We start from the raw sequence: 16,799 nt of genomic DNA, 5'->3' as shown, positions 1-16,799 counted from the left end.
CCACGGACATCCGACCTGCGGCCGGGGCGCGGGCCGTCCCGCCCCGGTCCTTCACCAGGCGATGGCGCTCTGCATGTCGTACTGCCAGTAAGTGACGAACGCGGAGTTCTGGTCCACGACCGTGTCGTAGGGCAGGGGCAGCTTCAGGGAGCCGGGCAGCGAGCCGGACTGGTCCCGGGCCTCCAGGAACACCTCCACCTGGGGCTCGACCTTGCCGGCGGAGCTGTCGGCGGCGGAGGTGCCGATGGAGGCGTAGGCGGACTGGCCCGGGTCGATGGTGACCACGGCCTGCGGCTTGCTGTCCTCGACCGCCTGGGTGACGGCCTGCTGGTCGGCGTCGAAGCGCAGGCCGGGGTAGTAGTACACGCTGCAGGCGGCGCCGCCGGTGTTGGTGACGGTGAGCAGGACGTGGTTGATGGGGCGGGCGAGGTTGGAGACGGTGCCCTTGAGGTGGTCGGGGGTGCAGGCGGCGGCGATGCCGGAGTCGGTGGTGGAGGGCTTCGGGGACTTCGGGGTCGAGCCCTTCGGGGCGGAGGGCTTCTTGGTCGTCGGGGTGGTGGGGGTGTTGGTTTGCGTCTGGTTCTGGTTCTGCGGCTGGCCCTGCGCTTGCGTGGAGGCCTGGGCCACGTCCGGCGCCTGGGTGGTGGCCGTCGCCGTTGTCGTCGCGGCGTTCGGCGCGGGGGCCTGCTGGGACTGGTTCGCGGTCGGGGTGCCTGCCGCGGCCGCGGAGGGCTTGGCGGTGGAGCTGCCGCAGGCGCTCAGTCCCAGGAGGGCGGAGGCCGCGAGGGCGGCGGTGAGGAGGGTCTTGGCGGTCGGCGTGATGTGGTTCGTCATGACTCCGGAGCTTGTCCGTCCCGGGGTGGGGCGCGTCGGGGGTGGAAGGGCTGCGGGTCGCGTCCGGGACGGTTTCCCGTAGCATGAGCTGCGGATTAGCGTCTGGGATGGGACGCCGATCCGGGACGGGAGGGAGCCGCGTGGGGTCCGGGTCGGAGGGTTTCGCCGCTCTGCTGAGCGATTTGAAGGAGCGTTCGGGCCTGAGTTACGGGGTCCTGGCGAAGCGGCTGCATGTCGGGACCTCGACGCTGCATCGGTATGTGCAGGGGGAGACTGTGCCCCCGGAGTACGCCGTCATAGAGAAGTTCGCGCGGTTGACCGGAGCCTCCGCGACGGAGATGGCGACGCTTTATCGGCTGTGGATGGCTGCGGTTGAGGCGCGTTCCTCAACGGCTGCTGAGACAGCGGTGATTGCTGAGGCGGTTCCGGAGGAGCCGGCGGCTTCCTCTGTAGAGCTTCCTCCCGACGGCCCTCCTGAGGTCCCTGCGTCTGCTGTTCCGCCTGCTGCCTCTTCGCGAGGTCGTCGCCGTCTTCTTCCCGCGCTTGCCGTGCTCGCCGTCTTGGGAGTCGGCGCGGCTGTGGCTGGAGTCGCTTTTGCGTCCTCGGGATCCGGTGGGCATCCCGCTGCGGGCTCTGTGCAGAGTTCTCTACAGAGTTCGTCTTCCCTCTCTTCCTCTTCTCCCTCCCCGTCTACCTCCACCTCTGTCTCTTCTTCATCTGCCTCGTCCTCCGCGCCGTCCTCTCCGCAGAGTTCGTCCAGCGCGTCCTCTTCTCCTTCTTCCAGTTCTGCTGCTCCGCCTATCGCGGTGACTATCCGTCCCTACCAGTGGGAGGACAAGTGCGAGCAGTGGTACCTGCTGAACAGGAAGCCCAGCGAGGTTCCTCCTCCGCCGGCCGAACAGGACGCCCGGGGTTGGGCCGCCGCGCTGGGTGCGGTGCCGGCGGGCACGATGAAGATCGAGCTGGCGGTGCAGGGGACGTCGTCGGACGCGGTGGTCTTGTCGGGGCTGCACGTCCGAACCGTTAGTAAGGCCGCGCCGCTGCCCTGGTCCGCGTTCTCCATGGCGTCGGGATGCGGGAGCGGGATACAGCCGGTGTCGTTCGACATCAACTTGGACACCGACCGGCCGCTGGCGAATCCCAAGGCGGGGCAGCAGGGCGACACGGTGGTGCCCGCGGTGGACTTCCCCTTCAAGGTGTCGCAGTCCGATCCGCAGGTGCTGACCGTCTATGCGCACGCGCACATGGTGAACGTCGCGTGGTACCTGGAGCTGGATTGGAGCAGCGGGAGCCGGTCCGGGACCGTCCGGATCGACGACCACGGCAAGCCGTTCCAGACCAGCGGTGCGAAGGGGCGTCCGATCTACGACTACGACACCGGCTCGAACAGCTGGCTGATCGACGACACCGCGACCGTGAACTGACGCCCCTGCGGGTAGCCACCTTTAGTGGCCCTCGCCCTTGCCCTCGACGAGGTGGATCGCGCGGACCTTGACCCCGGTGGTCTTCATCTCCCATTTGTACCGCAGGGGCTTTACTCGCCTTTCAGGACCCTTCCTGTAGGCGCTTGAGGAGTACGGGGACGTGGCTGTGCTCGACGTCCTTAGCGGCGGTGATAAGCGTGACGGTGTGCTTGGTGTGCAGAGCGCGCACCTCTGCGAGCGCGGCCTGTTGGGCGTCTCCGCCTAGCTCGGCGTTATAGCGCGCTTCGAACTCTGCGTACTCATCGCGGTGCGCGTGGAGCCACTTCCTGAGTTCGTTGGAGGGCGTCACGTCGATGGGCCACAGGTCGAGCGCGGCCTCTTCTCGGCCGACGCCGCGCGGCCACAGCCGATCCACCAGGACCCGCTTGCCGTCCGCCTGGGACGCAGCGCTATAAGCCCGCTTCATCCTGTAGTCGCCAGTCATGGAGCCAGGCTAATAGGCCTCCGCGTACGGGACCGGTCTGTAAGGCTGACCGTGTGACCATCTGGGACGAGACCACGGACAGCACCAAAGAGCTGGTGTTCACCGCGCTGGACTACGCGCTGGAGAACGCACAGCTATCCGACCAACCCTTCACGCCCTTCTCCTTCGCACGCCGCGAGGACGGGACCGCCACCCTCACGCGCTTCGCCGTCAGCCCCGGCGCGGACGTCCCCGAGACGATCGACGCGGCCCGCGAGTACCTGGCGACCGCGGAGGCGGGCACCACGGCCATCACCCTCGCCTACGACGGCTATACGACGTACGAGGGAGAGCGCACCGAAGCCGTCTTCGTCGAAGCCCACCAACTCGACCTCGACCGCGCCCTCATCCTCGCCCAGCGCTACGTCCGCACCGACGGCGACCTGGAGCCCCTCGGCGATCCGATGCTCCAGGCCGAGGTGGCGCCGCTGGTACTGGGTGTCGAGGCGAGCGACGGGGCCTCCGACTGCGGGGCCTGATGCTGCCGCCCCGAGAGCCACATCCTGCCGACACCCGTGTCAGGGACCTGCCGCCCAAACACAGGTGACTTCGCGGATACGCCCCTCAGCGGCCACTTCATACCTTTGATGCAGCCCACGACCGCGGGCTGCATCAAAGGGGGAGAAATGACCGACACTCGACGCCGCACCACACTGGCGGCTGTCCTCATAGCGCTGCCGTTCGCCGTGGCAGCCTGCTCATCGTCGAACTCGTCGCCGAAGAACGCCACATCCGGCCAGTCGACGACCGCCCCCCTCGGCCAACCACCCGCAGCCGCCGCCGGCGGCAAAGCCGACGGCAAGTTCCCCGCCGCCTGCTCTCTGATCACCCAGGACCAGGCCAAGACCGCCCTGGGCGACGACGTGGCCCCCGGCGTCGAGCAGCAAACAGCCGGCGGCAACGGCAGCACCTGCACCTTCGACGGTGCGGGCGACGCCGACGACGTCATCCTCCAAGTCGGCCCCCCGGCCATCATCCACCACGCCCAAGACCTCGCCCAACAAACCCAACCCGTCCCCGCCCTCGGCGACAACGCAGTGGTCTACGGCTTGACCGGCAACATCTTCGACATCTACGTAGTCAAGGGCACCACCGCCATCGACATCAGCATCTCCAAAGGCGGCGAGGGCTCCGCCCCCGCGACTCTGCCCCCGCAGCCAGTCGCCGACGCGCTGACCACGCTGGCCAAGACCGCGTTGAGCAGGTTCTAGAGACAACGAGAAAGCCCAGGTCAGAACTCGTCTGACCTGGGCTTCGGCCGAGCGTCCCGTCAGAGCCGAGCTGACCGTCATGCCGCGGCCGGCGCAGCCGTTCCGACACCCAGAACCGCCTCGTCCAGCCTGACCGCCGTCGTGTCCGGCGCGGAGGAGAACCTGATCCCTCGGCCTGGTGAGACCGATGGCCCGGCCCCACCAGCGTCGCACCACAGCGCCGAAGCCGCATCCGCGGTCACAACCGCTACGGGCAGCGCTACGAAGGAACGACAAAGGCGCTCGCCGAATCGGCGAGCGCCCTGGTCAGAGGAGAGCCTCCTGTCGGAATCGAACCGACGACCTACGCATTACGAGAGTTAGCTAAGCATATTGACATACATTCCGGCGGTGTCTGGTGATGTACGCCGGCGTGCGTCAGTGCAGGTGAGCCATGGTGTCGGCCCGCGTCGCGGACGCGGGCCGACACCGGCCTATCTGGGCGTACTGCAACCAGCTGTGCAACCAGAGAGGAAGATCCCAGAGGGCTGAGCGTGCTTCCTTACGTATGGCTGATCATCCAGCTGTAAAACTTAAGACGATCTCTTCCTTCATGCGTTTGGCTAGAGAGCCAGGCCCATCCTTGGGCGGTGGTAGGTAGCGACTATCAGCCGGCAGCGCACGTGAGACACGGTCCACCAGCGCGCAACTATGATCGCTTGCGACGCGAGTCAGAATCTTCTCGATTGATACTGGAACGCCACCCATGACCGCGTTGGCGACCACAAAAGCAGCCGAACCACCGGGCTTGAGCACACGGGCGATTTCGCCTATCACCGCGTCGAGGTCACCAATATAGCGAGCAACTACGTTCGCAGCCTGTCGGGAGAGCTCGCCGGAGGTTACATCGCCAATAAGCGCTGAGACTTCCTTACTTGGGCGGGATCCGGCTGAAGAACCGACATTCGATGAGCGTAGCGAACGAAGATCTGAGAGGCTATGTCCCATCCATACCAGACTCATGCGATGGCCCCGCAAGTAGTCGATAGCGACTAGGTATGGCGGGCTTGTCATTACCGAATCGATGCAATCGTCGGAAAGTGGCAATGCACGAGCATCCGCTCGGATGAGACTTGGCGTTGACGAAGTATGCGGTATGACGTCCACGTTCGAGATCCGCGAGGCGGCTACGCGACGGGCGATAGTCTGAACAGCAGGAAGAAACGCGGTCAGCGGATCGATCGTAGCTGCTTCACGAACGCGGTGCGGACGCGAATGCGAAACATCCCTGGCGCGAGACGCGCCGGCGTCCTTTGTGATGATCAGTCGCGAGAAAGCACACCAGAGAGGTGCGTGAAGACTGGTAGGGCGCTTTCTAATCTCGTCTGCGAGTACTGCGAGACGATTTTTGGCTACGGGATCAAACCAGAAGTCAATAAACGCCAAGGTTTCTGCATCGACTGGAAGATTGGCTTCTTCCTCACGGCTCGCACGTGATACAACATCTCGCGCGTGTGTGACCAAATCTTCAAGATCAAACATTCCGGCAGCAGTATTAGAGATGATGAGGGCAAGCGGATCGGTGTCACACCCAAAGGCCCTATGTCCAGAGCCGGATGCGGCGAGAGGAAACGTTCCTGATCCCATCATGGGATCGAGGACTACCGATCCCGGCTCAAGCGATGCAACCTTTTGCGCCGCGAGTTCGGGCGCCATACGGGCAGGAAAAGGATGAACAGCAGCACGTGACATCTATGACTGCCCTCCATCGACAGTTTCGTCGTTCAATTGGACTGCTTCGAGGTATGAATTAGCCAGCCTGTCTGGGTAGTCTTGCAAGGTCTGATTTAACTCAAACAGCAAGGACTGCGGGCTGGCGTTGAGGGCAATAAACTCACCATCAAAGAATACGCTAGAAGGCGCCAGTGCTGCGAGACCACGCACGATGGAAGTCAAATCCTCGTGTGTGAGATCAAGCTTCCCATGCGTGCGCTCATAAATTGCTGTGGACAGAGTATCCGCCTTTACGGCTGACTTGCGCTCGGAATATTGTACCAGCAGTTCGATGACCTGCTTAACGGGTGGCATTTGAGGCGCAGGCTGGGCTTCGATTGTCTCAACAAATTTACGAGCACCGTCGGGCGAGCGTTCGTCAAACAGAGGGCGGAGAGACAGCGGTGACAGTCGTCGAAGGGGTGAAAGCTCGACTAGACGTGCCAAGTCTCCCACGGTAATTGGTGTGATGCCGTCGTTTGAGCAGATAGCCGTAATTAGCGCGTCTTTGTCCCCATCGCCTTGAAAACCGGGAGCGACGATTAGGGTGTGTTCTGGGGCGACATCGAGGTTGAAATCTTTTGCGGAACGTTCGCGATGAACGCGCAGAATAGACGTACGCATAGTTCCGGCTTGAATTCGAGGTGGGTTCGTCGAGGGTTCTTTCCAGCGACCCTTTTCGTCTCGCTCGCCGGCAGTGCTGATTAGTTCGAAAGCCTTCTTGCCGCTCGACTTGGCATCGTAGGTGAGTGCATAGCTCTTGCTCTCTCCGTTTCCTCTCCTACCGAGTCTCACAGTAGCGATTCCGTCAGGCTTGCCGTTTCCTCCAACGCGGATCACACTGAAACCCAGCACCTCTAGCGCGTCCGCGACTGCGTCCTCTAGAAGGTGTTCGTCGTTGCTTGCGTCCCTAAGTTGCCTAGCCACGACGGCTGCGGAGCGGGGATGATGACGCACTAAGTCTCGTAGGAATGCGTCTCGACGCTTCATGATTCTGTTTACTACTTCGGCATCCACGTTTTCGTCGAGCATGTAGGCTTGAGTGAGCAGCTCAGTCAAGCCGAAGAGTTGCAATGGCTCTTGGGCTCCGCGTTGGTCGATATAGTTTCCGATGAACGGGTGTGTCTGATTCAAAATCGCGGCTCGCCGGTCAACGTCATACCTGATGAGTCTCGCGTCATCGCCGACCGGCTCGACAATGACTTGTTCGAGGAGACCTTCATTGGTGTTCAGCATTAGTTGTGTCTGCGTATATTCGTCTGGCTTCATGCCAAGACTCTCGCGTACGGCAGCATCTCCGTCAGCTGCCCTTTGTAGCATTCGCCGTAGTGGCCCCTGGGTTAGACCCATTGGCGGGTTCGCAATACGGCCCTTCTTAGTAAGCAGGGGCAGCGGATCACGATCATCTGCTGACTTTTGGACTGTGCGCGCCTTATTGAAAACGGCAAGCATGTAGGCGCGGAGCTCCCGTAGCTCTGGCGAATCCTGCAAGCTCTCTCTCGGACTTGCGATAAGATGATCAAGGTCATCCGCGTTGATCACCATGTGAAAACGCGTCAAGGTGCCATGGTGAAGTTCCGGCCCGACGTTGAAGGTCGGATCGTCCAGATTAATGAGTCGCTGACGAATTCGAACGAAGTATCCATGGCTTCGCCCGAGCAGGTTACTATGCCCTTTCTGGAGAGATTCCTCAAAAAGCTTCGCCTCGCCCCACACTCGGCCTGCTTCCGGGAGTCGATACGCTGGCACTGGTGTGTCATTGACGTTGATTGTTTCTGCCTTGCCAATCTTTTGATCGGCAGGCAGTTCCGGCTCGTCCGCTCCTATGGTGAATTTCCAGAGCTCCGTGCCCTTTGCTTTTGATGCTTGGATCGCATCGCCGTTATAGTAGAGTTTGAACTGTGGGTTCAGAGGGATGGAGGTTGACAAAACCCACTTAAGTCGCCCTTGTTGAATACTACGAGCTGGCTTCTTCAGTTTCGTCATGACGGCCGCTGTCCAGTGCTCTAGCGCTGTCTGCCCAGTAGAGAACAGCGCATCGAGTAGCTCTTGACTAGAATCCTGGCCTGCCAGGCTTGACGCAATTGCCTCGCGCGCCTCTTCAGCGGTGATCTCGTATACCAATAGGTCAAGGCTGCGCGGATCACTCATGCCACCCTGGACTTTCTTGTAGTCCATAGTGACTGCGCGATAAACGCCATCTTTCAATGTGAGATATGTTAGCTCTTCGGCTAGTACGTATGTGGCTAGCTTTCCAATCCCGAATTTTCCAATTGGGGCACGAGCTGTGCCACTTTGAGGGGATTCCCGCTTACGTGACTTTCCGATTCGCCATAGATCATTAAGGCCTTCGATGTCCATGGCCACACCGTCATCGACTACGTGGATCGATGCGTTTGTCGCCGTAAGGTCAGATGGCATGTAAATCCATACCCGTCCCGCGCCGGCGTCGTACGAGTTGGATACTAGCTCTTCGAACGTCTTGTTGGGTGAGCTATATAGGCCTTCGGAGAAGCGCTCGATTATTTCTAGCGAGATACTGACCGGCACTACATCGGAGGCATTGCGTTCAACGCCGACGAAGTCGGCAATACTTACGCTCTTCTCGGGTGTCGGTGTTGGAAAACCCAAGTCGAGAGGCTCTTGACCTTCGTTAGCTGGGCGATTCATGGACACCCCTTTGGCGTTGCAGCCGCTCTGGTAGCCGAAAGTTCGAGTGTAGCGAGTATCTCAGGGCTCTGGTAGCGCCATCGATGCGTGCCCGCGGGGCACCTACCGCCGCGTTTGAACCCTGGTGTAGCGCATAACGCGGGACGTCTTGTTCTGCGCAGGGACGTCCCAGGACGTCTCTCCTCGCGCGGTGTGGGCGTCCTCTTGGGCTCTCAATGCTCGTGGACAAGGCCGCCATGTGCGAGAGCGATCGGAGATGACCCCGTGGCCAACACGAGTGATCATGCGTTTCTGATGAAGGGCTACCTGAGAGCGGATGGTCTACCCATGCCGCTTGCGTCGCTGTTCTTCCCGGCGAGGACGGAGTTCGCGAGTTGCGTGCGGGAGGTCGTGCGTCGAGTGCCGGTGATGGCTGCGGCGGAGGAAGATGCGTGGTCCACGCCTCTGCGCCAGTGCTCGTACGAGGAAGCGTGGAAGCCGTGACCACGCGATTCGGTGCACGCACCGTCATGGCCGCGACGTTCCCGCCAGAGCTGGGCGGGCCAAGGACGCTGCACATCGACAGCGCAACGGAATCGATCTTTGCGCGGATAGTGTCCGCGCTGCGGTCCGCTCGTCTGGATGCTGGGCTCTCTCAGAACGCGCTGTCGGCGGGTCTGCCGGTTCGGGGTAGGGCAATATCCGAGTGGGAGACCGGAGCGATAGAACCGACCCTGGTGCACCTGATCCAGTGGTCTCGATCGTTGAGCCGGCGTCTGGTGATCGTCGGGTCGGACGGCGAGTTGCGCATGGGCCCGCTGCGCGAGCGCCCCGGCGAAGTGTGGGAAGTCTTCGAGCGGCGCCGGCTGGCCGTCCCGTTGAGGCACCGGCGCCAGGCTCTAGGGATGGCGCAAGGGGAACTTGCCGAACTCGTCGGCGTCACGCGGGACTCGATCCAGCGTTGGGAGCTGGTTCGCGTGCCCCCTCGGCCGATCGCACACATCCTGTGGGCGCAGAAGCTGGGGTGCAGTCTTGCGCTGCGGCCGATCCGTATCCCGCCCAGCCGGGCGGTTTCTGCGTCCTCCAGGGTTCTCGAAGCTCGTGCGCAAGGCCGCTACGTGCGAAGGGATTGGGGATGACGTCATGGCCAACGTTAGTGATCAAGCATTTCTGATGAAGGGCTACCTGAGGGGCGGTGGTCCTCCCATGCTGCTCGCGTCGCTGTTCCTGCCGGCGCGAGCGGAGTTCGTGAGCCATCTGCGGGAGGTCGTTCGGCGTGTGCTGGTGATGGCTGCGGCGGAGGAAGACGCGCGGTACTCCGCGCAGCTTGTGACGTCGGAGCTGGTCACAAATGTCGTGCGGCACAGTGCGGTGGCGTCCAACGCGACCGTTGGGCTCGCCCTCAGTCGGGACGGGGCGACGTTGCGGATCGCGATCCATGACGCTGATCCGGAGAGCGGGGAGCCGAGCGAGCCGGACGAGGACCGAGAGTCCGGGCGCGGGCTACTCGTCGTCGAAGGCGTGTCGGATCGTTGGGGCGTTGATCGGACGCTCGTCGGCAAGCTGACGTGGTGTGAGCTGACCGCGTGGCCTGAGGACGCGCGTGCGTACTCGTGATGTCATGTACCGCGAGACGAAGGCGAGGCGGCGCGGGTGAGCGCACGGGAAACGGCGTGGGGCGCGTACAAGACCATCGCGGACGCGATGCGGCGGCGTATTGCCGAGGGTGAGTACGCGGTCGGCTCGCTGCTGCCCAGCGAGGCGATGCTGACCAGCGAGTTCAGCGTTTCGCGGAACACTCTGCGGCGTGCGTTAGGCGACCTTGAGCGGGAGGGTTTGATCACGGCTCTTCCTGGACGGGGGCGGGTCGTCGCGGGGCAGGGCGATGAGGCTGAACATGAGGCAGATCCCCATCTTCAGTACCGGCGGATTGCTGACGACCTGCGTGAGCGGATCGAAAGCGGAGACCTCCAGCCCGGAGACCTGGTGCCGAGTGAGGCCGCGCTCGTCGCGCAGTACGCCGTGGCTCGCGGAACTGCGAGGCAGGCGCTTGTCGAGCTTCAAGGGGCCGGGCTCATCGAAGCGATTCAGGGCAAGGGTCGGTACGTTCTGAACCCTTCTGATCGGGACGTCTGAAGACGTCTAGCACCTGATCAGTCATGTTCGCGTTCGATGGGGCTAGCTTGGGAGACATGGATCAAGTGACGTGGGCGTGTGAACTGGCGGGACGGCTTCTCGCGGAGCCTCTTCCTAGGCGATGGGCTCATAGTCAGGGCGTCGCTGCGCGTGCGGAATCCATCGCCTACGTCTTCGGCGACGATGCGGGTACCTTGATCGCTGCGGCATGGCTCCATGACATCGGCTACGCGCCGACCGTGGCCGACACGGGATTTCATCCCCTCGACGGTGCGCGCTACCTGCGCGAGTTGGGAGCGGATCCCCGAATTTGCTCGCTGGTCGCGCATCACTCGTGTGCAGCCATCGAAGCGCGTAATCGCGGTCTCGCCGACGTGCTTGAGGCGGAATTCGAACCAGTTGGGGGAGTCCTTAGCGACGCGCTGACGTTCTGCGACATGACCACGACCCCGGATGGCAAGCCCACCGAGGTCGAAGACCGCCTAGCGGAGATCCTGAGTCGCTATGGAGACGGTCATCTCGTCGCCGAGTCGATCCGCGAAGCGAGCCCATGCATCGTTGACGCTGCGGTAAAGGTGACGGAACTCATCGAGGCTCGATAGTGCGCTGACCTGAGGTCCGAACGAGCGCTCCCTGCTCATCGCGTCGCCATTGGCGTCCCATGCTGTCTTGGAACTCAATCTCGACCGGCTCAGGCTCCGTGTACGAGGTCAGCCATGCGCGCGGAGCTGGCCGGCGGATCGTCTGACCGGGAGGCACGAGACCTATGAACTCGGTCTCCGGGTCTTCGCCGACAGGAACCGGCAGAGGAAGATCAACCTCGTATATGGGCATGTCAGATGCATTGTGGACGTGCAGCGCCAACTCTCGCGTGCCGTCAGTCCGGCGGTACATCTCAACCCATGCACTGACTTTCGCCGCCTGCGCGCGTCGCTCGTCCTCGGTCCGGTCCGCTTCGCGCTTCAGCTCTCGGCGGAGCAGCACGAAGCCTGTGACGAAGGCACCCACCGTGCCGACAGATTGAAAGACGTTCGACCAGGTGTTGAGCCAGTCGCTACCCAAGGTGGGGCGTCCCGTCGCCCTTGAGGTAGTGCTCGATGCGTGCCCGCATGGAGCGGTGCATTTGAAGGTCGTTTACGGCGTCGATCTCAACCCAGTGAACCTCGCTGGATTCGTTGCTCGGCGTCGGTTCGCCGCCGGTCGGATGGCCCGTCAGGACGATCGAGAACTCCTGCCGGACCTCGTCGTTGCTGGTGTAGTGGATGAGGTGGCGGGGGTCGGTGTAGATCCCGTCAATCCCGGTGATCTCGCAGACGATCCCTGTCTCTTCGATCGTCTCGCGAATGGCAGCGTCGATCATGGACTCACCGAGGTCGATCGCACCGCCAGGAACGGCCCAGTTGTCGTTGTCGGTGCGGCGGATCATGAGCAGTCGGCCGGCGTCGTCGATGACGATGACGTTGACCGACGGAACCAGGCTGTTCGCGGCGGGCGCGTTCGGGTCGTTGAAGTAGTCGATCCTGCTCGGCATCGCCGCATCACTCCAGTGGTGTCGCGTTGTCCCACACTCGGTCAAAGCTCTCAAGGTAGTTCGTGACCATGCTTCCACCCGCGACCCTGCGCAGGTGGAGAACCGGAGCCTGAGCTGCGCCGAAGCCGTGAATGTGAGTGTTGACGAGGATCTGATCATCGGCCCGGTAGATCGAGTTGTACAAGATCGTGTCGTGTAGTCGGAACTCAATCCCGTCGATGTTTCGCAGTGGCCTGTACATCACGATCGCGTTCTTGATCTTCGCGGCCATGGTGTCGTCAATGCCCTCGTCAGAGCCGCGACGTGCGACGTTGTCGCTCGATGGGTCGCCGAGCAGGATCCTGACCTCTGCCCCGGCTTCGGCCTTCGAGCGGAAGACGCGGTGCAGCCCTGTGTCCTCGGAGAGGAAGAGCCCGGAGTAGACGAGTACGCCGATGTCTTCCTCTGCTGACTCGAAGAACCGGTGCCACAGCTCATTCGGCACGGCCCAGCGGTGCGGGTAGATGTTGATGATCTCGCTCTCGGAGGCTCCCGCCGCGTCGGCCGGCGATGCGACATCGGGCCAGAGATAGCCCTCGTCGACTTCGAGTACTGAGGCGACGGCGTACCGGTGCCGGCGGTAGGGCGCGCGATTCTTCGTGACCCATCGTTCGACGGTCTTTGGATCGACCTCGATCGCTGTGGCGAGGCTTTCAGGCGTCAGCCCCTTTTCGACGATGGCCGCGCGAAGTCGCTCGTTTCGCATCGTCACCCCCTGCGCGCTTGCAGTCACGGAAACCAGTCAACCGTAGGCGAGACGTTGTGGACACGTCCAGCCATGTATCAGTTCTCTGGGACGTCCTGCACATGTCCAGTCCTGTGGTGATGTCGTCCCCGGTCGCAGCGGCACTCTCGATTCATCGGCGCAACGGCGCCGAAGCCAAGAGCCGGAACCGCTCTGATCTCCCCATCTTGACTCCGAGTCGGGAGCGGGTCATCGTGAACTTGAACATGTTGTACATGTTCAAGTTATGGATCGAGCGGTAAGGCTCCGAAACGAGAGGAGTCGATCCGTGAAGCTCCACCAGGCCACTGACGAGGGGCGGAAATGCGAGTGCGGTGCCGCGATCCGCGACGACGAGCGCAACACGCTGTGCCCGAAGTGCCGCGCCCGCATCCGCTGGCATCGCCGCACTGAGGGGCGCCGAACCCACCCCCGTCCGCTGCGAACCCACCGACCCGAAGGGAGGTGAACCCCATGGCCGTTTCCCTGTCCGCCGCGGTGCTGCTCGGAGTCCTCGTGTACGTGCTCTGGCGGTACGCCGGCGTGTCGCTCTGGCACATCGTCATCTGCGCCCTGTTCGGGTTCTACCTCTCCTCGTCGACGGTCGGTCCGCACATCGCGAACGCGCTCCACAGCGTCGCGATCTTCCTGTCTCGACTGCACTTCTGAGGAGGCACAGAGTGCGTACGGTTTCCACGACTGCGAGCCGGCCGACCCGTGACCCATGGGTCGTCATCGGTATCGCCGTGACCGCTGCGACGGCCGCCGTGGCCAGCTTCACGGGGCTTCGTGGGCTCGCGATCGATGCCGGCTGGCCTACGCGGCTCTCGTGGCTGTTGCCGGTCACGCTCGACACGTACGCGATGACGTCAGCGCGCGTCTGGCTCGCGTCGACGACGCGGGCCAGACGGGCACGGCGCTTCGCGCGAGCCAACGCGGTAGGCGCGATCGCCGCGAGCATCGCGGGGAATGCGACGTACCACGCAGCGACGGTCGGACTTGTCCGGGTCACGTTCCCTGTCATCGTCCTCGTCGGTGCCGTACCGGCGGCCGTCCTCGGACTCACGGCGCACCTTCACGCGCTCCGGACTCTCGTCGACGACGAGGACGGGACGGAGTCCGGTCCTGGCGGAGAGTCCGAGCGGACACCCGACGCCGACGAGTCCGGACCGAAGGACGGACCCAACCCCCGCCGCAAGGCTCGTCCTGGGAACGGCGCGCGTCGGCGCTCGAAGTACCGGACCGAGGACGAAGCCATGGCCGCTGCGCGCGAGGCAGACGCGAAGTACCGCGCTGCGCACAACGGCCGTCCCATCACCCGCGACGCGCTCCGCGTCGCCCTGAGCATCGCCGGACCACGCGCGACCGAACTCCGTCGCCGGCTTGCCGCCGAAAGTACGGAGTTCGGGGACGCGCGTGCCGAGACCGAATCCGAGAGCACCAACCGAGAGGAGGCGCAGATCACCGCATGAAGAACCAGCAAGCACCACTCCCGACCCTGGACCAGGAGGCAGTCCGCACTCACTTCCGCACGGCCCTGCGGTACCGCACGCCTATCGCGATGTGGACCGCGATCGCAGACATCCCCGTCCTGCTCGCCGAACTCGACCGCGCCCTGACCCTGCTCACGCGCGCCCGCACCGACACCGCGAACCTGCTCGCCGCCGCGCGCGCCACCCTCGCCGCCATCGACGACAGCGAGTCCGATCCGCTGACCTACCTGCGCGACGAGGTGGCCGTGCATTGGCCTGTCGACGTCGCGCCGGTCGTCGACGACGTGGGAGGCGGCCAATGAGGGCATACAGCCGGCGCCACCGGCGCCTGCGCAACCGCAACGCCGCACCGCTCATGATCGTGGCGGACGGCAACCTGATTGGTGACGCCGTCGCGGCGATCGGACGAGCGCTTTTCCGCTACCGCTCCGAACTCGCGCCGCTGACAACGTCGGCCGCAATGTTCCTCGCCGCCGCCTTCATGCACATCAAGCATGCCGGGTGGACGGCGTACATCCTGGGCCTGACCGGCGTCCTCGTCGCGGTCATCGCGACGACAGGCTTTCCGTTCCGACTGGATCGGACCAGCGAGCGCCTGTATGCGGCGGTCACGACAGGGTTCGCGGGTCTCTGGCTCGCTGTTGCGACGAGGGTGGGGCCGTGGCGTGACCCTCTCCCGACGATCCTCGGCGTCTGCGCGCTCGCGGCTGCGCTGCCGTGGTGGACGCACCGACGCCGCCGTATGCGAGTCACCGTGGACCGCAGTATCCAGGCGTGGCCCAACATCGCCGAGATGATCGGGATCGCTGGATCGCACATCATGTCGGCTGTCGTCGACATCTGGGGATGGCGTGCGCGGCTGTCGCTTCGGCCGGGACAGACCGTCGCCGACGTCATCGCGCACGTTCCCGCCATCGAGTCCGGTCTCGGTACGCGAGCGGGCGCGGTCCGCGTCGAGCCGGACCCCGCACATGCCGGCCGATGCGTTCTGCGTGTCCTCGCCGAGGATCCGCATGCAACTGCGATCCCGTGGTCAGGTCCGTCCATCCGTAGCGTCGCCGACCGGCTCACGCTCGGAGTCTTCGAGGATGGGACTCCCGTACAGGTGTCCATCCTGCGGCGTAACGGGCTCGTCGGGGGAGTAGTCGGCTCGGGCAAGAGCGGCGTTCTTAACGTCATCCTGGCGAACCTCGCGGCCTGTCCCGACGTCGTGCTGTGGGGGATCGACCTTAAAGGCGGGATGGAGCTGTGGCCTTGGGCATCCTGCCTTGACCGGCTCGCCACGACGCCGGCCGAAGCCGCCGCGATGCTGCGTGACGCTGTGCGCGTCGTTGAGGCACGCGCACACGCCATGGGCAAGGGGTCCGCGCGTGTCTGGGAGCCGTCGCCGGAACATCCGGCGCTCGTCATCGTCGTCGACGAGTACGCCGAACTCGTCGAGAACGCGCCCGGCGCGGCGGAGGCCGCTGATTCGCTCGCAAGGCGCGGGCGGGCCGTCGCCGCGACGATGCTTGCGGCCACACAACGACCGACACAGCAAGCGATGGGCAACGGCGCCGTCCGCTCCCAGATGGACGTCAGGATCTGTCTCCGCGTCCGCGAGCGCCGCGACGCGGATCTGATCCTCGGACAAGGCATGCTCGCCGCCGGCTGGCTCGCTCACACCCTGGACGCGCCGGGCAAGTTCCTCATCTCTGCCGAAGGCCACGATCACCCGAAGCGTGCCCGTGCGTTCCTTGTCACGGATGACGATGTGGAACGCGAGGCAAGTCGCTGCGCGCCGCTACGGCCGTCGCTGGACGAGCCGTCCGCAAGCGCTCTTGGTGCGCCGCTCGACGACGCGAACGAGGTCGTTGACGCTGAACTCGTCGACGACCCCACCGGCCCTGAAACGGCGCTCTGGACCGCACTGGCCGAAGCACCCGATGAGGGTCACTCCGTCCCCGAACTCATGATGATCACCGGAATGGGTCGCACATGGATCTACGACCGTCTCCAAGTTCACGCCCTCGCCGATCGCGCCGAACAGGTCGCCCGTGGCCGCTGGCGCGCGACCGGGCCCAACCGCCAGCATCCAGCCGCCTGAACGTCCGCGTCCGCGCGGACGTCCGGAGCCTCGCGCGCGTCTGCGCCGTTCAGCGCGCGGACGGACGACGGACGGACGTTCGCGCGGACAACCCGACGTTCGGGCCAACTCTCGAAGGGAGGTGGCACCCACGAACACGAGCAGCACCGAACCACTCGTCTACACGATCTACGAAGCCGCGTCAGCTCTCCGCATCAGTAGGACCAAGATCTATGAACTCCTCGACTCAGGCGAGATCGATTCCATTCACATCGGCAGGAGTCGCAAGATCCCCGCCGACGAACTCCGCGCGTACATCGACCGACTCAGAAGCAAGGAGGAGGACCAGTGAGCAAGCGACAACCGAACGGCCGTCCGACGATCTACAAGGGAGCGGACGGGGACTTTCACAGCTACG

At 63.8% G+C, this 16,799-nt stretch carries 19 protein-coding genes and 1 pseudogene; 13 read left to right on the top strand and 7 right to left on the bottom strand.

Features of this window, described 5'->3' with window-relative positions:
* Positions 1-51: 51 nt before the first annotated feature.
* Positions 52-834, bottom strand: coding sequence for a DUF4232 domain-containing protein (locus ABH935_RS23335; protein ID WP_370380039.1), 783 nt, complete (start codon positions 832-834; stop codon positions 52-54).
* An 83-nt stretch (positions 835-917) separates the two neighbouring features.
* Here ABH935_RS23335 and ABH935_RS23330 point away from each other — a divergent pair.
* Positions 918-1,172, top strand: a pseudogene (locus ABH935_RS23330) (helix-turn-helix domain-containing protein); the annotation flags it as partial.
* Positions 1,173-1,640: 468 nt separating this feature from the next.
* Positions 1,641-2,258 (top strand): hypothetical protein, encoded by a 618-nt coding sequence (locus ABH935_RS23325; RefSeq protein WP_370380135.1) that lies wholly within the window; start codon positions 1,641-1,643, stop codon positions 2,256-2,258.
* Positions 2,259-2,379: 121 nt separating this feature from the next.
* On the opposite strand, the gene ABH935_RS23320 is transcribed toward ABH935_RS23325, so the two are convergent.
* Positions 2,380-2,742 (bottom strand): DUF488 domain-containing protein, encoded by a 363-nt coding sequence (locus ABH935_RS23320; RefSeq protein ID WP_370380038.1) that lies wholly within the window; start codon positions 2,740-2,742, stop codon positions 2,380-2,382.
* Between the two features lie 53 nt (positions 2,743-2,795).
* On the opposite strand from ABH935_RS23320, the gene ABH935_RS23315 reads away from it, so the two are divergent.
* Positions 2,796-3,260 carry a hypothetical protein gene (locus ABH935_RS23315; protein WP_370380037.1) on the top strand — a complete coding sequence of 155 codons (465 nt, stop codon included), beginning with the start codon at positions 2,796-2,798 and terminating at the stop codon, positions 3,258-3,260.
* Between the two features lie 147 nt (positions 3,261-3,407).
* The gene (locus tag ABH935_RS23310; protein ID WP_370380036.1) at positions 3,408-3,992 is read left to right on the top strand and encodes a hypothetical protein; all 585 of its coding nucleotides are present in this window, start codon (positions 3,408-3,410) and stop codon (positions 3,990-3,992) included.
* Between the two features lie 555 nt (positions 3,993-4,547).
* Here the strand turns inward: ABH935_RS23310 and ABH935_RS23305 are convergent.
* Positions 4,548-5,687 (bottom strand): hypothetical protein, encoded by a 1,140-nt coding sequence (locus tag ABH935_RS23305; RefSeq protein ID WP_370380035.1) that lies wholly within the window; start codon positions 5,685-5,687, stop codon positions 4,548-4,550.
* Positions 5,688-5,723: 36 nt separating this feature from the next.
* A complete protein-coding gene (locus tag ABH935_RS23300) occupies positions 5,724-8,414 on the bottom strand; it encodes an ATP-binding protein (protein ID WP_370380034.1) in 2,691 nt (896 codons plus the stop codon).
* Between the two features lie 470 nt (positions 8,415-8,884).
* On the opposite strand from ABH935_RS23300, the gene ABH935_RS23295 reads away from it, so the two are divergent.
* The 4 genes from ABH935_RS23295 to ABH935_RS23280 are packed head-to-tail and all read left to right on the top strand — an operon-like array spanning position 8,885 to position 11,131.
* Positions 8,885-9,532 (top strand): helix-turn-helix domain-containing protein, encoded by a 648-nt coding sequence (locus ABH935_RS23295; RefSeq protein ID WP_370380033.1) that lies wholly within the window; start codon positions 8,885-8,887, stop codon positions 9,530-9,532.
* Positions 9,533-9,566: 34 nt separating this feature from the next.
* Complete coding sequence (locus tag ABH935_RS23290) at positions 9,567-10,010, top strand: ATP-binding protein (RefSeq protein WP_370380032.1); 444 nt, start codon at positions 9,567-9,569, stop codon at positions 10,008-10,010.
* Positions 10,011-10,046: 36 nt separating this feature from the next.
* A complete protein-coding gene (locus tag ABH935_RS23285) occupies positions 10,047-10,529 on the top strand; it encodes a GntR family transcriptional regulator (protein ID WP_370380031.1) in 483 nt (160 codons plus the stop codon).
* A gap of 56 nt (positions 10,530-10,585) precedes the next feature.
* Positions 10,586-11,131, top strand: a complete 546-nt coding sequence (locus ABH935_RS23280) for an HD domain-containing protein (protein WP_370380030.1) — start codon at positions 10,586-10,588, stop codon at positions 11,129-11,131.
* On the opposite strand, the gene ABH935_RS23275 is transcribed toward ABH935_RS23280, so the two are convergent.
* From ABH935_RS23275 to ABH935_RS23265, 3 genes are read right to left on the bottom strand one after another with little or no spacing between them, the layout of a single operon-like run.
* Complete coding sequence (locus ABH935_RS23275; protein ID WP_370380029.1) at positions 11,115-11,591, bottom strand: hypothetical protein; 477 nt, start codon at positions 11,589-11,591, stop codon at positions 11,115-11,117. The genes ABH935_RS23280 and ABH935_RS23275 overlap by 17 nt on opposite strands.
* Positions 11,584-12,060, bottom strand: coding sequence for an NUDIX hydrolase (locus ABH935_RS23270; protein WP_370380028.1), 477 nt, complete (start codon positions 12,058-12,060; stop codon positions 11,584-11,586). Before ABH935_RS23270 ends, ABH935_RS23275 begins: the two co-directional genes overlap by 8 nt.
* A gap of 7 nt (positions 12,061-12,067) precedes the next feature.
* A complete protein-coding gene (locus ABH935_RS23265; RefSeq protein ID WP_370380131.1) occupies positions 12,068-12,805 on the bottom strand; it encodes a DUF5919 domain-containing protein in 738 nt (245 codons plus the stop codon).
* 492 nt (positions 12,806-13,297) lie between these two features.
* Between ABH935_RS23265 and ABH935_RS23260 the strand changes: the two genes are divergently transcribed.
* From ABH935_RS23260 to ABH935_RS23240, 5 genes are read left to right on the top strand one after another with little or no spacing between them, the layout of a single operon-like run.
* A complete protein-coding gene (locus ABH935_RS23260; RefSeq protein ID WP_370380027.1) occupies positions 13,298-13,492 on the top strand; it encodes a hypothetical protein in 195 nt (64 codons plus the stop codon).
* Between the two features lie 11 nt (positions 13,493-13,503).
* A complete protein-coding gene (locus ABH935_RS23255; RefSeq protein ID WP_370380026.1) occupies positions 13,504-14,295 on the top strand; it encodes a DUF2637 domain-containing protein in 792 nt (263 codons plus the stop codon).
* Positions 14,292-14,618: a hypothetical protein gene (locus ABH935_RS23250; protein ID WP_370380025.1), complete on the top strand. Its 327-nt coding sequence runs from the start codon at positions 14,292-14,294 to the stop codon at positions 14,616-14,618. The genes ABH935_RS23255 and ABH935_RS23250 overlap by 4 nt, the downstream gene beginning before the upstream one ends.
* On the top strand, positions 14,615-16,402 hold the full coding sequence (locus ABH935_RS23245; RefSeq protein ID WP_370380024.1) for an FtsK/SpoIIIE domain-containing protein: 1,788 nt from the start codon (positions 14,615-14,617) through the stop codon (positions 16,400-16,402). The genes ABH935_RS23250 and ABH935_RS23245 overlap by 4 nt, the downstream gene beginning before the upstream one ends.
* On the top strand, positions 16,353-16,733 hold the full coding sequence (locus ABH935_RS23240; RefSeq protein WP_370380023.1) for a helix-turn-helix domain-containing protein: 381 nt from the start codon (positions 16,353-16,355) through the stop codon (positions 16,731-16,733). Before ABH935_RS23245 ends, ABH935_RS23240 begins: the two co-directional genes overlap by 50 nt.
* Positions 16,734-16,799 lie beyond the last annotated feature (66 nt).

This window comes from Catenulispora sp. GAS73 (assembly GCF_041262085.1).
Lineage (GTDB): Bacteria > Actinomycetota > Actinomycetes > Streptomycetales > Catenulisporaceae > Catenulispora.
This window is presented reverse-complemented; position numbering and strand designations above follow the sequence as displayed.

Bases quoted from the DNA above. Each gene is read 5' to 3' on its own strand.
- ABH935_RS23335 (WP_370380039.1), bottom strand. From the start codon at position 834: ATGACGAACCACATCACGCCGACCGCCAAGACCCTCCTCACCGCCGCC.
- ABH935_RS23320 (WP_370380038.1), bottom strand. From the start codon at position 2,742: ATGACTGGCGACTACAGGATGAAGCGGGCTTATAGCGCTGCGTCCCAG.
- ABH935_RS23310 (WP_370380036.1), top strand. From the start codon at position 3,408: ATGACCGACACTCGACGCCGCACCACACTGGCGGCTGTCCTCATAGCG.
- ABH935_RS23305 (WP_370380035.1), bottom strand. From the start codon at position 5,687: ATGGCGCCCGAACTCGCGGCGCAAAAGGTTGCATCGCTTGAGCCGGGA.
- ABH935_RS23300 (WP_370380034.1), bottom strand. From the start codon at position 8,414: ATGAATCGCCCAGCTAACGAAGGTCAAGAGCCTCTCGACTTGGGTTTT.
- ABH935_RS23290 (WP_370380032.1), top strand. From the start codon at position 9,567: ATGAAGGGCTACCTGAGGGGCGGTGGTCCTCCCATGCTGCTCGCGTCG.
- ABH935_RS23280 (WP_370380030.1), top strand. From the start codon at position 10,586: ATGGATCAAGTGACGTGGGCGTGTGAACTGGCGGGACGGCTTCTCGCG.
- ABH935_RS23270 (WP_370380028.1), bottom strand. From the start codon at position 12,060: ATGCCGAGCAGGATCGACTACTTCAACGACCCGAACGCGCCCGCCGCG.
- ABH935_RS23265 (WP_370380131.1), bottom strand. From the start codon at position 12,805: ATGCGAAACGAGCGACTTCGCGCGGCCATCGTCGAAAAGGGGCTGACG.
- ABH935_RS23260 (WP_370380027.1), top strand. From the start codon at position 13,298: ATGGCCGTTTCCCTGTCCGCCGCGGTGCTGCTCGGAGTCCTCGTGTAC.
- ABH935_RS23250 (WP_370380025.1), top strand. From the start codon at position 14,292: ATGAAGAACCAGCAAGCACCACTCCCGACCCTGGACCAGGAGGCAGTC.
- ABH935_RS23245 (WP_370380024.1), top strand. From the start codon at position 14,615: ATGAGGGCATACAGCCGGCGCCACCGGCGCCTGCGCAACCGCAACGCC.